General features: G+C 68.4%; 11 protein-coding genes and 3 tRNA genes. 13 read left to right on the forward strand and 1 reads right to left on the reverse strand.

The window, feature by feature from the left end; genetic code table 11:
• The first annotated feature begins 4 nt into the window (after positions 1-4).
• The 12 genes from BFAL_RS08025 (at position 5) to dapC (ending at position 12,691) form a co-directional block, all read left to right on the forward strand.
• Positions 5-1,375, forward strand: a complete 1,371-nt coding sequence (locus tag BFAL_RS08025; protein WP_055427889.1) for a hypothetical protein — start codon at positions 5-7, stop codon at positions 1,373-1,375.
• Between the two features lie 208 nt (positions 1,376-1,583).
• The gene (groES, locus tag BFAL_RS08030) at positions 1,584-1,877 is read left to right on the forward strand and encodes a co-chaperone GroES (RefSeq protein ID WP_034527158.1); all 294 of its coding nucleotides are present in this window, start codon (positions 1,584-1,586) and stop codon (positions 1,875-1,877) included.
• Positions 1,878-2,148: 271 nt separating this feature from the next.
• A complete protein-coding gene (locus tag BFAL_RS08035) occupies positions 2,149-3,168 on the forward strand; it encodes an AAA family ATPase (RefSeq protein WP_082440472.1) in 1,020 nt (339 codons plus the stop codon).
• 2 nt (positions 3,169-3,170) lie between these two features.
• A complete protein-coding gene (locus BFAL_RS08040; protein WP_055427890.1) occupies positions 3,171-7,352 on the forward strand; it encodes a transglutaminaseTgpA domain-containing protein in 4,182 nt (1,393 codons plus the stop codon).
• A gap of 319 nt (positions 7,353-7,671) precedes the next feature.
• Positions 7,672-7,753 (forward strand) — tRNA-Tyr (locus tag BFAL_RS08045).
• A gap of 1 nt (position 7,754) precedes the next feature.
• Positions 7,755-7,826: transfer RNA gene (locus tag BFAL_RS08050), tRNA-Thr, on the forward strand.
• 4 nt (positions 7,827-7,830) lie between these two features.
• Positions 7,831-7,904: transfer RNA gene (locus BFAL_RS08055), tRNA-Met, on the forward strand.
• Positions 7,905-7,966: 62 nt separating this feature from the next.
• A complete protein-coding gene (rpmG, locus tag BFAL_RS08060; RefSeq protein WP_007053013.1) occupies positions 7,967-8,134 on the forward strand; it encodes a 50S ribosomal protein L33 in 168 nt (55 codons plus the stop codon).
• Between the two features lie 101 nt (positions 8,135-8,235).
• A complete protein-coding gene (locus BFAL_RS08065) occupies positions 8,236-9,468 on the forward strand; it encodes an FAD-binding protein (protein ID WP_055427891.1) in 1,233 nt (410 codons plus the stop codon).
• Positions 9,469-9,588: 120 nt separating this feature from the next.
• On the forward strand, positions 9,589-11,118 hold the full coding sequence (locus tag BFAL_RS08070) for an amino acid permease (protein ID WP_055427892.1): 1,530 nt from the start codon (positions 9,589-9,591) through the stop codon (positions 11,116-11,118).
• Positions 11,119-11,183: 65 nt separating this feature from the next.
• Complete coding sequence (gene fdxA, locus BFAL_RS08075) at positions 11,184-11,507, forward strand: ferredoxin (RefSeq protein ID WP_055427893.1); 324 nt, start codon at positions 11,184-11,186, stop codon at positions 11,505-11,507.
• 8 nt (positions 11,508-11,515) lie between these two features.
• Positions 11,516-12,691, forward strand: coding sequence for a succinyldiaminopimelate transaminase (gene dapC, locus BFAL_RS08080; protein WP_055427894.1), 1,176 nt, complete (start codon positions 11,516-11,518; stop codon positions 12,689-12,691).
• A gap of 18 nt (positions 12,692-12,709) precedes the next feature.
• Here dapC and dinB read toward each other — a convergent pair whose 3' ends face one another.
• Positions 12,710-14,005, reverse strand: a complete 1,296-nt coding sequence (dinB, locus tag BFAL_RS08085; RefSeq protein ID WP_055427895.1) for a DNA polymerase IV — start codon at positions 14,003-14,005, stop codon at positions 12,710-12,712.
• Between the two features lie 124 nt (positions 14,006-14,129).
• Between dinB and BFAL_RS08090 the strand changes: the two genes are divergently transcribed.
• Entirely contained in the window at positions 14,130-15,074 is a 945-nt protein-coding gene (locus BFAL_RS08090) for an EamA family transporter (protein ID WP_055427896.1), read from the forward strand.
• The last annotated feature ends 291 nt before the right edge of the window (positions 15,075-15,365 follow it).

A 15,365-nucleotide genomic window follows, 5' to 3' on the forward strand; every position in this document is an offset into this window, starting at 1 on the left:
CACTGTGGGCTACGAGCAGTTGAGCACGATCATCGTGCTCGTCATCGTACTCATCGGAATCGTGGCATGGCTGCCGGTGCGCACGGCCAAAAGCATGAGGCATGTCGAGGAGCATCGCGAGGACAGGTTCTCCTCGTCGCTGCATCTGGTCGACGAGCATAGCGGCACACGGTTCAGCGATGACGGCACCTACGCGAAAGGGGTTTTGATGCAGCCGAACGAGAGGCGCGCGAACACGCTCACCCCGGAACGCATAGCCGAGGTGCGGCGCCTGCGCCGTGAGGCGGTGCGTCGTCGCCAGATTCTCGTAGCGGTGCTGTCGGTCGCCGTGATCGTCGTCGCCGTCGTCGCGTTCCCATTGCATTTCAGCCCGTGGTTCGCGCTGATCCCCGCGGCCATGGAGATCGCCGTGCTCGCGTTGGGCGCCCGTGCCGCCGGGCAGGCGCGCGCATGGGAGCGCAAGGTCGCCAGGGCCCGTGCCCGCGAACGTCGCTCGCGTGCCGCGCAGGCGCGCGCGCAGGTGCGTGAGGTGGGCGTCCGGACCGACAAGGTGAGGGCCGAGGCGGAAGGCCTGCGCCGATCCGCCCAGATGATGGCCTCCGCGATCGCCGACGACGTGGAGACTCCGGCGAACGCCTCTCAGGAGGCGCCCACCGATCAGATGGAACGCCGTGAGATCCGGCGCGTCCTGCGTCAGGCGGAGATCGAGCAGCGCCGCGCGCTCGCCGCCCACGGCAAGCTCGACGCCCCCGATGTCCAGGTCGTAGAGCAGCCGGAGGCCGCGCGCGCCGCCGCCCCGCAGCCGGACGTGCGGTCCGTCGTTACCGCCGCGCGGCCCGACGCCCAGCCGGAACCGTCGAAGGCCACCGCCGCGACGGCCCCCGCAGCGCCCTCTGACGCCACCGCCGAACTGGTCGAAGTGCGTTCCGCCGGGGCGCTGGATCCGTTCGACATCGCCGTCGCCTCGCAGGACCTCATCTCGTTCTCGCTCGGCGAGGCCCGCAATACGGTCGACGCCAAGGCTGAGGCTCCGGAAAGCCGTGAGATCAAGTCCACCCGTCAGGTCGCCAAGGCGTCGCCTCTCGAAACCGACGAGCAGCGTGCGCTCGCCCAGGAAGCGAAGATGGAGACGGCTCCCGCCGCCCCGGCCGATCATGCCGAAGCCGATGCCGCCGCCGCGTCCGGCGATGGCGCGGCGGATGCGGACCGGGATTCCGACGGCGGCGTGATGGCCGCCGTACCGCAGGATGCTGGCGTGTCCGATGTGAACGCGTTCCATGAGTCCGAGGCGCAGGCCCGGGTCGCCGTGCCGGCGGCCACGTCCGATTCGCTCGGCAACGACCTGCAGGCCATCCTCGCCCGCCGCGGTTCCTGAACCCCTGGCGCGAGCCGAGGCCGCCAACGCGCGGTCCCGCCTACGCGCGCGACGTGTTCTCTCACAGCGTTAGCACTCGAGTTGGCAGAGTGCTAAAAAGCGCGCTACCATGTGTAGCAGTGCTTGGGACCGTGCAAGTGATCGTCAGCCTCTTGGACGTTTCCGGCGCGAAGACATCGAACGTAACGAGAAATACGAGGTGACCACAGTGTCGATCAAGCTCACACCGCTGGAGGACAAGATCATCGTCAAGCAGGCCGAGGCCGAGACCCAGACCGCTTCCGGTCTGTACATCCCGGACAACGCCAAGGAGAAGCCGCAGCAGGGCGAAGTCCTGGCCGTCGGCCCGGGCCGTCGCGACGACAAGGGCGAGCGCATCCCGGTCGACGTCAAGGTCGGCGACAAGGTGCTCTACTCCAAGTACGGCGGCACCGAGGTGCACTACGAGGGTGAGGACTACCTCATCATCGGCGCCCGCGACGTGCTCGCCATCCTCGGCTGAGACCGTCACGGCAAGGCGCGAGGCGCAGTGCGCGCCCTGATCGCCCGTCATGAAACCCCGGCACTTAGTGCCGGGGTTTTCGTTGTCCGTCCCGTCCCCTCGCGTGCGCGCGTTAGCAGTGAACCTGAGTCGGTCCGTCACCCACGCCGCACCGCGCCCGCGTTCCGCCCGCGCCGAACGCCGAATCCGCGCGGAGCGTATTGGTGCCGTGCGCCAAGCCGCATGGCCGTAGACTTGGGTACAGCACCATGCCCCATGAAGGAGCGCCGCCATGCCCATCGAGCCCGCACCGGCGTCTGCCGTAGACGCCACGAGAACCACCGTCGCCCCGACCCCGGCTCCGATTAAGACGCCGTCGGATATTCCCGCGCGCATCGCCGCGACGTTGCGGGAAGCGCTCTCATGCCCGGACGACGTCGTCGAACTGGCGGTCGTCACCTTCGCGGCGGGCGGCCATCTGCTGCTCGAGGATGTGCCCGGCGTCGGCAAGACCACCTTGGCCCGTGCGTTCGCGCGCGCCATCAACGCGGACGTCAGCCGCATCCAGTTCACTCCGGACATGCTGCCGGGCGATCTGACGGGCGTGAGCGTCTGGTCTCGCCGCGACGAACGGTTCGAGTTCCACCCCGGCCCGTTGTTCGCGAACATCGTCATCGCGGACGAGATCAACCGCGCCAATCCGAAGACCCAGTCCGCCATGCTCGAGGCGATGAGCGAACGGCAGGTGAGCGTCGACGGCATGACCCACCCGCTGCCCGACCCGTATTTCGTCATCGCCACGCAGAACCCCATCGAACTGGAAGGCACGTACCCGCTGCCGGAGGCGCAGCTCGACCGGTTCATGACCTGCACGACGTTCGGCTACCCCGACGCCGCCGCGGAATCCGCGATGCTCACCGCCGAAGACTGGTTCCATCCGCTCGACCGCATACGACGGGTCTGCGACGCGCGCGACGCCGCCGCGATGCGCGCCGCAGTGCGCGCGGTGACGCTGGAACGTGCGGTCGCCGACTACATCGTGACGATCGTGCGCGCCACACGCGACCATGACGGCGTACGTTACGGCGCCTCGCCGCGCGCCGGACTCGCGCTGGCGGCGATGGCGCGCGCACGGGCGTACGCCGACGGCCGCGCCTACGTGCTGCCCGACGACGTGCGCGTGCTCGCCGCGCCGGTGCTGGCGCACCGTCTCGTGCTCGACGACGCGTTCGGCGCCATCGACGGCGCGATGGCGCGCGCACGCGACGTCATCGCCGACATCGTGCGTGCCACCCCGGTGCCGAGGGCGTGACGATGACCGGCGGGACGCAACGGGATGGGCGCGGCGCGCGCAGGAGCCGCGCGCCGCGGCACGGACTGGTGCGCCCCACCGTCGGCTGTCTCGTGCTCCTCGCAGGCGGCGCCGCATCATGCTATGCGGGCCTGCTGCTGGACGAGCGCGCGCTCATGGCCTGCGTCATCGTCGTCGCCGCGATGATCGTCGTCTCACTCGTCGACGCCATGGCCTGGTGGTGGCTCGCGGGTCGTCGCGGCGGCATACGCGCCGCGCGCGAGCCGGATTCGCGCCGTTCCGCCATCGTACGGCGGTTGCGCGCCGCAGCGGGATTCGTCGGGCCTGCGCACGTGGAGATGACGCCGCTGATCGAACGCGTCGACCAGTACGGCGATGTCGTCGGCCGCATGCAGGGTCCGATTCCCGCCGAACGCGGCCTATACCGTCACGTCGGCACGATACTGCGCTGGCGTTCGCTGTTCGGCCTGTTCGCGGTGCGGCGCATCGTCGCCGCGTCGGGGGAGACTCCCGTACTGCCCGAAACGCCGGAGCCGGGGCGCGGACGCGATCAGGGAGTCACGCCCGGCCGGGCATCGGGAGGCGCGGATGCGGAGGAATCCGGCGTCGTGCGCGCCTACACGCCGGGCGATCCGCTCAACCGCGTGGCATGGAAGCACAGTGCGCGCCGCGGAACCCTGATGACGCGGGAGCTCGACGGTGACGCGCGTCCGACCCTGCTGCTGGCGGTGAACACGCTCGCCGGCGACGGCATGGACGAGCGTCGTCTCGACGCCGCCGTGGCCGCGCTGCTGCCATACGCGACATCGCCGCACATGCGCTCGTCGCTTGTGGAATCGTCGCATACGCGGTCGGCGGCCGGCGTGGATGTGGCCGTCACGGATGGCGTGAGCACCGTCGAGGGCGTGCGCGGCGCGCTGCGGTTCCTCGCCGCGGCGCGCACGACCGACCGGGGCGGAACCGTGCAGGACCGCGCCGCGACGGTCGCCGGATACATCCGGCGCAGCGAGGGGCCCGTCGTCACGATCGTCTGCGATGCCGCCGACGCGCACGGTTTCGCGCAGTCGTTGCGCACGACGCCGCATATCCACGCCGCCATCGTGCCGCCGCAGTCCGCGCCCGTCCATATCGCGACCCCGCCGCAACCGTTCGAGACCATGCGCGAGGAGGATGTGCGCGATGCGGCGCGCGATGCATCCAAGCGCGATGGGGCCGTGGACGAGAGGAACATGCGCGGGCGGAGCTCACATGACCGCTCCGGTCATGGCGCGCCCACTCGGCCGACGCGGGCCATGTGGCGCGTATGGGCCACGCGGGGCGCGGCGGCGCTCGCCTGTTGCGCGATACTGCTTGACGCCCTGACCCACCTCGTCGAACCCACCGGCATCTGGGCGTGGTACGCCGCCGCCTGCCTCGCCACGGCGTCGGTCGCGTCCTCCGTGCCATGCCGCACAAGGCGCGGCACGGCGATGCGCGTGGGCGCCTACGTCGCCGCGGTCGCATTATCGTGCGCCGTACTGGTCGCCATGCGCATCGGCGATACCGGCGTTGCGGACGCCGCGACCGGCACCGGCGCGGGGACGGTGGATGCCACGGCGACCGGCACCGGCGCGACGGCGCGCCTGACCGACGTTCTCGCACTCGGATTCGACCGTCTCAACCTCCAGCTGCCGCCGTTACGGGTCGTACCGGCCTCCGACGTGCTGCTCATCCTCGTCGTGGCCGCGGCCGCCGTGCTCATACGCTGCCTGCTGCTATGGCGGCGCGGGATCCTGCTGCTCGCGCCGATGGCCGTCGTCGCGCTCGCCGCCGACTACGGCATGCTGGGGCACGTCTCGCCATGGTGGGCCGTCGCCGTGCTCGCCGCGGCCTTCCCGGCGGGCGTGTGGACGGTCGGCGCGGCTTCGGCGCCACGCGGCATGATGCGCCGCCGGCCGGGGGCGCGCCTGTCGTCCACACGCCCGCCCATGCCGCCGGTCGTGGCCGTGCTCGCGATCGTGGCCACGACCCTCGCGGCGACGCCGAGCGCCGAGACCCTCGCGTACCGGGTGCCGCTGTCCCTCGGCGAAGGCGGCGGCATGTTCTCCTCCAACACCGTCAGCCCGCTCATCGACCTCAAACGCAACATCGCCGTCGGGTCCGACTCCGTCGTGCTCGACTATGCGGCCCAACGGCGTCTCTATCTCAAACTCAGCACGCTCGACACCTTCGACGGCGACACATGGGGCTATGACCGCGACCTCGCCATCGACGCGGGGCTCTATGGCTCGGGCATCCGGCTCGGTCGCAACCAGTCCGACGAACTCACCATGGACCAGCGGCGCGTCATGGACCCGCTCGGCATCTACATGTGGGCGTTCGGATTCCTCGGGTGGGATGCGGACGGTTCAGGCGGTTGGGGTTCCTCCGGTTGGGGTTCTTCCGGTTCCTCCGGTACTCGGGGTTCCTCCGGTTCCTCGGCCTCCGGCGCCGCGGGCGATGACGCGGGCGGCGATCCGGACGACGTCTCCGCCGAATTCGGGCGTCGGTTCGAGCAGACGGCGCGTGTGCGCATCACCACGTTGCGCTCCCGGTTCCTGCCCGTGCCCGGCATGGCTTCCGAAGCCCGTGGCCTCGGCTCCGCATGGCTGCGGTACAACGACGGCAGCATGGTCAACCGCACCGGCACCACCTCCCGGGACATGGAGTACACGGTGTCCGGCACCTATCTCGACCCCATCACATCCGCCGCCGGGTTCTCCGAACTGGAACCGGTCAGATCGGCGGCCGACGCGCTGGAGACCGAGGCGGCGCGCATCCTCGCACAGGAGGACGAGGAGGCCGCCGATGGGCCGGCGCGCGGCGACGGCTGGCGTGGCGACTCGCGCAACGGCCGTCGGTGGATGACGAGGCGCCTCATGGCGTTCGTCGACGAAGCCGATTCGCGGGCGCACGGCACGCGGTACACGTCATTGCCCGGCACGTTGCCCGACAACGTGCGCGCCGTCGTCCGCGAGGCACGCGCGGCGGGCGTGCCGACCGACGGCGCCGGATACGACGACCAGGTGCGCGCCATGCGCTGGCTCGTCGACTATTTCACCAAGGAATCGAACCATTTCACGTATTCGTTGGACGCGCCTGACGGCGACGGTCGCTCCAACATGCAGGTCGTCGACGACTTCCTCGACCCGGACACCGGCCACGCCGGCTACTGCCAGCACTACGCGTCCGCCCTCGCCGTGCTCGCGCGGGCCATGGGCGTGCCCACGCGCATCGTGCTCGGCTACAACGCCGGCACGGCCGAGCGCGACGGCGACGGCTACTACCCGGTGCAGTCGCGCCAGCTGCACGCGTGGGTGGAGGCGTATCTTGACGGCGTGGGCTGGGTGCCGTTCGACGTGACCCCGCCCAGCGAAAGCAACGGCACGCTGGATGCCGACGGTTCCACCGCCGCGTCGGACGAATCCTCGTCGGATGCCGGAACGGACACGACGACGGACGATGCCGCTGACGACTCGGCCGAGACAGGCGCGGATGATGCCGCCGCCGGGGCCTCCGATGACGAATCCGGTGCGGACGTTTCCTCCGATTCCTCCTCCGCCGAAACGTCGGCCGAGGATTCGGGCGGTGGTGCGGCGCGTTCCCCCGCCGAGTGGCTGGCCCGGTTGCCCGCAGCATTCATGTCGATGCCGCCGTGGGCGCGTGCCGTGGCGATCGGCGTCGTATTCGCCGCCATGCTCGTCGGTGCGGTGCTCGCGCCGCGTGCCGTGCGTCGTGCCCGTCGCCGCCGGTGCGTCGTCGTCGCGCGTCGCGCCGCGGCCTGCGACGGCGACGCGGGCGGAGACGGCGACGACGCTCGACGGGCGCGCGACCTGCGCGCGCGGGCCTGGCGCATGGCGTGGGAGCGCATACGACGCGACGGGCGCCTATACGGCGCGCGATGGGATGCGGCCGAAACCGATCTGATGATCGCGGAGCGCATCGCCGACGCGTGGCCGGTCGGGCGCGGCGGCGATGCGCGCGGTGCCGGTGCCGCTGGAACCGGTGCCGTCGGCGATACCGACACACGTCCCGCACGGGACGCGCGACATGTGATCCGCGACGTGGCGAAGGGCGCCGACGCGACGGCGTTCGGCGGGGAGGCGCCCGTCATCGGACGGTTGGCCGACGACCTTGAATCGTTGTTCGCCACGACACGCCGATGAGGCGCACCGTGGCTCCCGCTCCAGGCTCCGCGCATGTGGTGCGCTGCCTGTGCGACACGCCGATGGCGTATGCCCACGGAGGGTTTTCACGGCGGAAAAGACCTCCGCAACGGTCGTGTACGGGCTGTTTCACCGTCCGCGACACGCCGATGCGCGGGAAAAGTTGCAAGTCTGATTTTTGTTGGAATACCAACGTTTCTTGATTGTTTTCGAGACGTTTCCAGTGACGAAACGGCGAGGTCGGGTTGCGCGACCGGAAAACGCGTGGCATGATGTTCGAGTTGCCTGACGAGGTCAAGACCTCGGAAGGAAACAGACTGGCGGGTTTCCCAAGCGGTCAAAGGGAGCTGACTGTAAATCAGCCGCTTCGTGCTTCATAGGTTCGAATCCTATACCCGCCACGCCCCGATAGCTCAGTGGTAGAGCACTTCCTTGGTAAGGAAGAGGTCGTGAGTCCAATTCTCACTCGGGGCTCTCTGGCGGGGTAGCTCAGCTGGCTAGAGCGTACGACTCATAATCGTAAGGTCAAGAGTTCGAGCCTCTTCCTCGCTACAAATCGCGCCCGCCAACCGGTGGGCGCAAGTTATACCTATTGAACACAGAGGTGAATGACAATGGCTAAGAGCGCCGACATCCGTCCGGGCATCACGCTGGCCTGCACCGAGTGCAAGGAGCGCAACTACATCACGACGAAGAACCGTCGCAACACGCCCGACCGTCTCGAACTGAAGAAGTTCTGCCCGCGCTGCGGCAAGCAGACCGTGCACCGCGAGACCCGTTGATTCGCGCTCGTGCGTAGGAACCCGGCCAATGGCCGGGTTTTTTCGTATTCCCGCCCAAAGGCATGCCATCGGCCATCCGATTGCGGATAGGATAGGCAGTTATGACCAGCTTTGCAGACATCACCACGATCGGCGTGGGCGGCGACATCGCCCGATTCATCGAACCAACCACCCGCGTCGGCGTCATCGAAGCCGTCGAGGAGGCGGACGAACACGGTCTGCCGTTGTGCGTCATCGGCGGCGGATCCAATATGCTCGCATCCGACGAACCGTTCATGGGCGTGGTCGTGCGCGACGCCCGGCGGCGCATCACCGTGCCGGACGAGGCGGCCCCCGTCGAAGGCTCGGACCGCACCGTGCACGTCAACGCGGAGGCCGGCGCCAACTGGGATGATTTCGTCGCGTTCACCGTCGAACTCGGTCTGGAGGGCGTCGAGGGGCTGTCCGGCATTCCCGGAACGGTCGGCGCGTCCGTCGTCCAGAACATCGGCGCATACGGCCAGGAGGTCGCCAGCTCGGTCGAATCCGTGGAGGTGTGGGACCGCGAGACGAAGACCACGCGCGACCTGACCGCCGCCGACCTGCGGTTCGGCTACCGCTCCTCCGCACTGAAATCAAGCATGTACGCCGCTCCCGCCACGCCGGCCGACCGGTTCTTCCCGACGCCGCGCTATGTGGTGCTGTCGGTCACGTTCGCACTGCGCCACAGCGCCGAAGGCACCGTCGGATTCGGCCAGCTCGCGAAGGCGCTCGGTGTCGAGGTCGGCGCGCGGCTGGCCACGACGGCCATCCGCGACACCGTGCTCACGGTGCGTGCCGCTAAAGGCATGTTGGAGGATCCCACCAGATACGTCGAACCGGTCATGGTCGACACGAAACGCGAAGGCAACGTGATCGCCGACCTCAAACGTCTCGCCGCGTCCGGTGCGGCGCCCGCCGCCGACGGCACCGGTCTGCCGGCACCCGACTGGGACCGCCACAGCTGCGGCTCGTTCTTCATGAACCCGATCCTCACGGCCGACGAGGCCGCGCGGCTGCCCGAGGACGCGCCGCGCTTCGCCGCCGCGCTGCCCGACGGCACGCCCGGCGTGAAGACCTCGGCCGCATGGCTCATCGACCATGCCGGATTCCATAAGGGATTCGCGCTCGACGGTGCCGCGAGCCCCGCGGCGAGCCTGTCGACACGCCACACGCTTGCCCTCACGAACCGCGGGAACGCCCGCGCAGCCGACGTCGCCGCCCTCGCCAAGGCCATCCAGGCCGGGGTCAAGGAGCGCTTCGGCGTGGCGCTCGTGCCCGAACCCGTGTGCATCGGCATCGACCTGCGCCCCTGACAGGGCCGCGGCGGCACCCGCACGCCGCGCCCGGATAGGGGCGAAAGGCTTTCGCAACACGGCCCGTCCGGCCTATACTGAGCCGTTGAACATCATCGGAGAGCAAGAAGGCCCCACAGCATGCAGATATTCCGCACGAAATCCGTCGAGCAGACCATCGCCGAAACCGGCGAGGAGGGTCGCACACTCAAACGCAACCTCACCTGGTGGGATCTGTCCATCATGGGCGTCGCCGTCGCCGTCGGCGCCGGTATCTTCTCGGTCGGCGCCCAGGCCGCCGCGTTCCACGCCGGACCGGCCGTCATCATCAGCTTCCTCATCGCAGGCGTCGTGTGCGGCGCGGCCGTCATGTGCTACGCCGAATTCGCGTCTATGATCCCCGTGGCCGGATCCGCCTACACGTTCACGTACACGACGGTCGGCGAGGTCGTCGCGTGGATCATCGGCTGGGACCTCATCCTCGAGATGATGATGGCCGGCTCGGTGATCTCCAAATACTGGGGCGTCTACCTCGACGACTTCTTCCATCTCATGGGATGGGGCGTCGACACGAACCTCACGTTCGGTTCGTTCCACATCGATGTGGCGCCGATCATCATCGTCGCGTTCTTCACCGTGCTGCTCGTCTTCGGCACGAAGATCGGCGCGCGCGTCGACGGCGCGATGACCGTGCTCAAGATCGCCATCGTCCTGTTCGTCGTCATCGTCGGATTCTTCTACGTGAAGATGTCGAACTTCACGCCGTTCATCCCGCCGAGCCAGCCCGCCGACTCCCTGCCCGGCAGCTCCGTCGCCTCCGACGTGATGAACCAGCCGCTGTGGCAGTGGGCCACAGGCATGACGCCGAGCGTGTACGGCATCCCCGGCATCCTCTCCGGCGCGGCGCTCGTGTTCTTCGCGTTCCTCGGCTTCGACGTGGTCGCCACCGCCTCCGAGGAGACCATCGACCCGCACCGCAACGTGCCGCTCGGCATCGGCGTGGGCATGGGCCTGATCATCGTGATGTACATGCTCGTCGCCTTCGTCACCACCGGCATGGTCTCCTACAGCGACCTCGCCAAGCAGGACAGCCCGTCCCTCGCCACCGCCTTCGAACTGGTCGGCGCGAACTGGGCGGCGAAGATCATCAGCTTCGGCATCGTGCTGGGCCTGGCCACCGTCGTCATGGTGCTCCTGCTCGGACTGACCCGCATCGTGTTCGCGATGAGCCGCGACGGCCTGCTGCCGCGCGGACTGTCGAAGACCGGCAAGCACGGCACGCCGGTCGCGCTGCAGATCGGCGTCGGCGTGGTCGTCGCCGTCGTCGCCGCATGCTTCGACATCGGCGTCCTCGCCGACATGGTGAACATCGGCACCCTGTCCGCGTTCACGCTCGTCGCGATCTCCATCCCGATCATGCGCCGCAAGCGCCCCGAACTGCCGCGCGCGTTCAGGATGCCCGGCAATCCGTGGGTGCCGCTGCTCATCGCGCTCGCCAACCTGTGGCTCATGCTCAACCTGTCGGTGCTCACCTGGCTGCGGTTCGTGGTGTGGCTGGTCATCGGTTTCGCGATCTACTTCGGCTACGGCTACTGGCATGCGCGTCTCGGCAAGGGCACGCTGACGGAGACCCTCTCCGCCGAGACCGACAAGGCCATCAACACCGACTGACAGGGCGTCAACCGTCCGCGCGCGCGCCTAGACTTGACGTGCGAATGTGATTTAAGGAGGATTCCATGCCGTACGTTGTTGCCCAGCCTTGCGTGGACGTGAAGGACAAGGCCTGCGTGGACGAATGCCCGGTCGACTGCATCTACGAGGGCGACCGCTCCCTGTACATCAACCCGAACGAGTGCGTCGACTGCGGCGCGTGCGAGCCCGTGTGCCCGACTGAGGCCATCTTCTACGAGGACGACCTGCCGGACGAGTGGGCGTGGTACAAGGACGCCGCCGCCAACTTCTTCGCCGAGGTCGGCGATTTCGGCGGCGCCTCCGCCCACGGCCCGATCGGCAAGGATCCGGAGCAGGTCGCCGCACTGCCGCCGCAGAACCAGGACTGACCGGCTTCATGGGGTTCCACAGCTATTCCTCGCCGTACGACTGGTCCCGCATCGCCGGCTACAAGGCTACGGCGAAGACGGTCGCGGGCGGCATGATCGACCTGTCCGTCGGCTCGCCGGTCGACCCGGTCCCCGCTTCGGTGCGTGACGCGCTCATCGCCGCCGTCGACGCGCCGAACGCGCACGGCTACCCGGTCACCGCAGGTACGGCCGACCTTAAAGAGGCCATCGACGGCTGGTTCCGCCGGTTGCGCGGCGTGGACCTGAAATCCGTCAATGCGGCGGTCGTGCCCACCGTCGGCTCGAAGGAGGGCGTCGCGCTGATGGCTTCCCTGCTGCACCTCGGCCCCGGCGACGTCGTCGTCCAGCCGAAGGTCTCCTACCCGACGTACGAGATCGGCACGCAGCTGGCCGGCGCGACCGTCCTCAAGGTCGATGACGTGGCCGACGTGGATTCGTGGGCGCGTGTGCCGGGCGTGAAGGCCGTGTGGGTGAACTCGCCGTGCAACCCGTCCGGCGAGGTGCTGAACGCGGATTGGCTGGCGGGCATCGTCGCCGCCGCGCGCTCCATCGGCGCGGTCGTGCTGTCCGACGAATGCTATGCGCTGATGGATTGGCGCGGGGCGAAGCACGCCTGTGAATCGAACGAGCCCGCCGCTGCGAACGCGTTCAGCCTGTCCGCGACGCCGTGCGCGCTGAACCCGCAGGTGTGCGAGGGCCGCGCCGACGGCATCCTCGTGCTGTACTCCCTGTCCAAGCAGAGCAACATGGCCGGTTATCGGACGGCGCTCATCGCCGGCGACTACCGCCTCGTCACCGCGATGGCCGAATACCGCAAGCAGATCGGCCAGATCATCCCCGGTCCGGTGCAGGCCGCGATGGCCGCCGGCCTGCGCGACGTCGAAGCGGTGCGCGCGCAATGGAACCGCTACCATGCGCGTCTTACGAAGCTCGTCGCCGCCTTGCGCGCATACGGCTACGACGCGCATATGCCGTCCGGTGCGCTCTACGTGTGGACGCGCGCCAAGTCCGGCGACTGCTGGTCCGATATGGCCGAGCTCGCGCGCATCGGCATCATCGCCAGTCCCGGCGAATTCTACGGCGCGCCGCAATACCTGCGGTTCTCCGCCACCGCCGCCGACGAGGCCATCGACGACGCCTGCGCGCGTCTCGCCTCGGCGTGACGCGCCGACGGCCGCGTCTCACGCGCCGAAACTCGCCGCGCCGGAGCCGAAGCGCCGACGCACCGCATCCAATGCCGCCTCGGCGCGTCGCTGCCGTTCGCCGTTCGTCCGTGCGTCGGCGCGCGACGACTCCTCCAGCATGTCGTCCAACGACGGCTGCACGGCCGTCTCGTCCGTCCTGCCCAATCCGCTTGCGCTCATGCCGGCGAGGCGGATGAGCTTCGGCAGCGGTTCGTCCGGGTCCACGGTGCGGGCGCGCCCATCGGCGTCGGCGGTCATGCCCAGCATCTCGTGCAGCAGGGTCACGCACTGCGGGTACAGCGCGCCGGCCGTATCCACCGGACGCGCGAGCGTGCGCGAACGCGTCCGATAGCTCAAATTGTCGAACCGCAGCTTCACCGTCACCGTGCGTGCGACGAACCCCCTGCGCCGCAACGTGGTCGCCACATCGTCGCATGCCTCGCGCAGCAGACGGCACACCGTGCGCTGATCGGTGGTGTCCTCCAGCAGCGTCTCCTCACTGCCCACCGATTTCTCGACGCGCACCGGCGTGACCTTCCGCTCGTCGATGCCGCGCGACGCCAGCCACAGTCCGCGTGCCGCGGCCGGAGAACCGGTCGCCCGCTCCAAGGATTCCGGACTCATCGCCGCCAGATCGGCGACCGATTCGACACCCCACGCGTTGAGGCGCTTCTCCAGAGACGGGCCGATGCCGGGAATGCCGCGCAACGGCATCATCTGCACGAATTCGGCCGACCTCGCCTGCGGGATGAGCAGCATGCCATCCGGTTTCGCGTTCGTGGACGCCATCTTCGCGACGAGCTTGTTCGCGGCGACGCCCACCGAACAGGTCACGTGGAACCGGCGCGCCACTTCGGCACGGATCCACGCCCCAATCGCCGTCGGACGCTTCCACGCGAGCAGCGCGCCGGAGACGTCCATATAGCCCTCATCCACCGAGACCTGCTCCACCCGATCGGTGACCGCATGGAAGACGTCCGTCATGATCTGCCGCGAGACCGAGCGGTAGTAGCGCATGTCCACCGGCAGGAACACGCCATCGGGGCACAGTTGGCGGGCGCGCGCCGCCGGCATCGCGGAATTGATGCCGTAACGGCGGGCCTCATAGCTCGCCGCGGACACCACCGAACGCGGCCCCGTGCCGATGATCACCGGACGGCCCCTGAGCTCGGGGTGGCGTGCCGTTTCCAACGAGGCGTAGAAAGCGTCCATGTCGATGTGCAGCACCGTGCAGCCGGTCTCGTCGTGTCCCCAATCACGCTTGGCGGCGGCCAGTCTTGGTGCAGTGCTCATGGTGCCATTCTAAGCGGGGTGGAAGCGTGCCCACGGGGATTGACGCCGTCCATGCTTTCGTCCGTCATACGGGCGTGTCCATGGGCGTTTCGTATGGCGGGGCTCCACGGGTAGCCTTGCAACCATGAAAAGCGCTGTAGTGGGTTTGCTGAACCGGTTGCCGGTGGTCGTCATTGTCATGTGCGAGGCGGTCGTCATCTACAGTGCGACGGCCGTCGCCAAAGTCGCGTTCATCCAACTCGACCCGTTGTACGCGGTATGGTACCGCGTCGGATTCATGGCCGTGCTCATGCTGTTGTGGCGCAGGCCGTGGAGGCGCGCGAAACGATCCAGACTGATGCGCCGGAGCATGGGAGCGTGGGCGTGGGTGCTGCTGCTCGGCGCGGCGCTGGTGTTGATGAACACGATGTTCTACGTGGCGATCGGCAACATGGACATGGGCATAGCCGTGTCCATCGAGTTCATCGGGCCGTTGGCCGTCGCCGTGATCACCGGGCACAGCTGGCGTGAACGGCTCGGCATCGCCATTGCGGCCGCCGGTGTGGTGCTGCTTGCAGGCGTCTCCCTGAACGGGCCGGGCGGCGCCCGGTTCCTCATCGGCCTGATCGCCATTCTTGTCGGCGGTTCGATGTGGGGCGTGTACATCATCGCCGGTCGGCATATCGCCTCGGGCGGCAATTCGCTCGACGACCTGTGCGTCGCGGTCGCGTTCGGGTGGCTGCTCCAATCCCTGTTTCTCGGGGTGCCTGCAATCCGCCATCTCATGCACCCCAAGGCCTCGGCCACGTGGGCGCTGGAACCCGGTGGACCGTGGAAGCTGCTCGGACTGCTGTTCCTGGTGTCGCTGCTCGCCTCGTTCCTGCCCTATGTGATCGAGCAGGTGACGTTGCGGCGCGCCTCGCCCGCCGCCTTCTCCGTGATGCAGTCCATGAACCCGGCCGTCGCCATCGCCGTGGGACTCGTATTGGGCGAAGTTCCCGGCCTGGGGGAGATGGTGGGCGTCGCCCTGGTGATCGTCGCCGTGATCGTCACCTTCTCCGGCGTCAAGGACCCCGCGCCCGGAGCCTGACCGGCGGTTTCCTGGTTTCGGCAGGCGAGCGGATTCCCCGGCCGGAGGTATGGCGAGCAGGAGCGAACGAAGCTGCTGCGATGTGGTGGACGATGTGATGTGGGACGTAGGCTGGTTGCTCCACAACAAGGTCCGGCAACCGTGTGTGGAGTGCGAATGCTCCATACATGCATGGAATGGCCCATTGTCCACCCGTGTGGAGCGATATCGCTCCACACTTCAATGAGTGACCACTCTCCGCGTGTTGTGTGGAGTGATATTGTGCCACACAACACGACTCCGCGCTCATTG

Source organism: Bifidobacterium aesculapii (assembly GCF_001417815.1).
Lineage (GTDB): Bacteria > Actinomycetota > Actinomycetes > Actinomycetales > Bifidobacteriaceae > Bifidobacterium > Bifidobacterium aesculapii.

Excerpts from the sequence above, each read along its gene's own strand:
- BFAL_RS08035 (WP_082440472.1), top strand. The coding sequence starts at position 2,149 with ATGCCCATCGAGCCCGCACCGGCGTCTGCCGTAGACGCCACGAGAACC.
- BFAL_RS08040 (WP_055427890.1), top strand. The coding sequence starts at position 3,171 with ATGACCGGCGGGACGCAACGGGATGGGCGCGGCGCGCGCAGGAGCCGC.
- rpmG (WP_007053013.1), top strand. The coding sequence starts at position 7,967 with ATGGCTAAGAGCGCCGACATCCGTCCGGGCATCACGCTGGCCTGCACC.
- BFAL_RS08065 (WP_055427891.1), top strand. The coding sequence starts at position 8,236 with ATGACCAGCTTTGCAGACATCACCACGATCGGCGTGGGCGGCGACATC.
- BFAL_RS08070 (WP_055427892.1), top strand. The coding sequence starts at position 9,589 with ATGCAGATATTCCGCACGAAATCCGTCGAGCAGACCATCGCCGAAACC.
- fdxA (WP_055427893.1), top strand. The coding sequence starts at position 11,184 with ATGCCGTACGTTGTTGCCCAGCCTTGCGTGGACGTGAAGGACAAGGCC.
- dapC (WP_055427894.1), top strand. The coding sequence starts at position 11,516 with ATGGGGTTCCACAGCTATTCCTCGCCGTACGACTGGTCCCGCATCGCC.
- dinB (WP_055427895.1), bottom strand. The coding sequence starts at position 14,005 with ATGAGCACTGCACCAAGACTGGCCGCCGCCAAGCGTGATTGGGGACAC.
- BFAL_RS08090 (WP_055427896.1), top strand. The coding sequence starts at position 14,130 with ATGAAAAGCGCTGTAGTGGGTTTGCTGAACCGGTTGCCGGTGGTCGTC.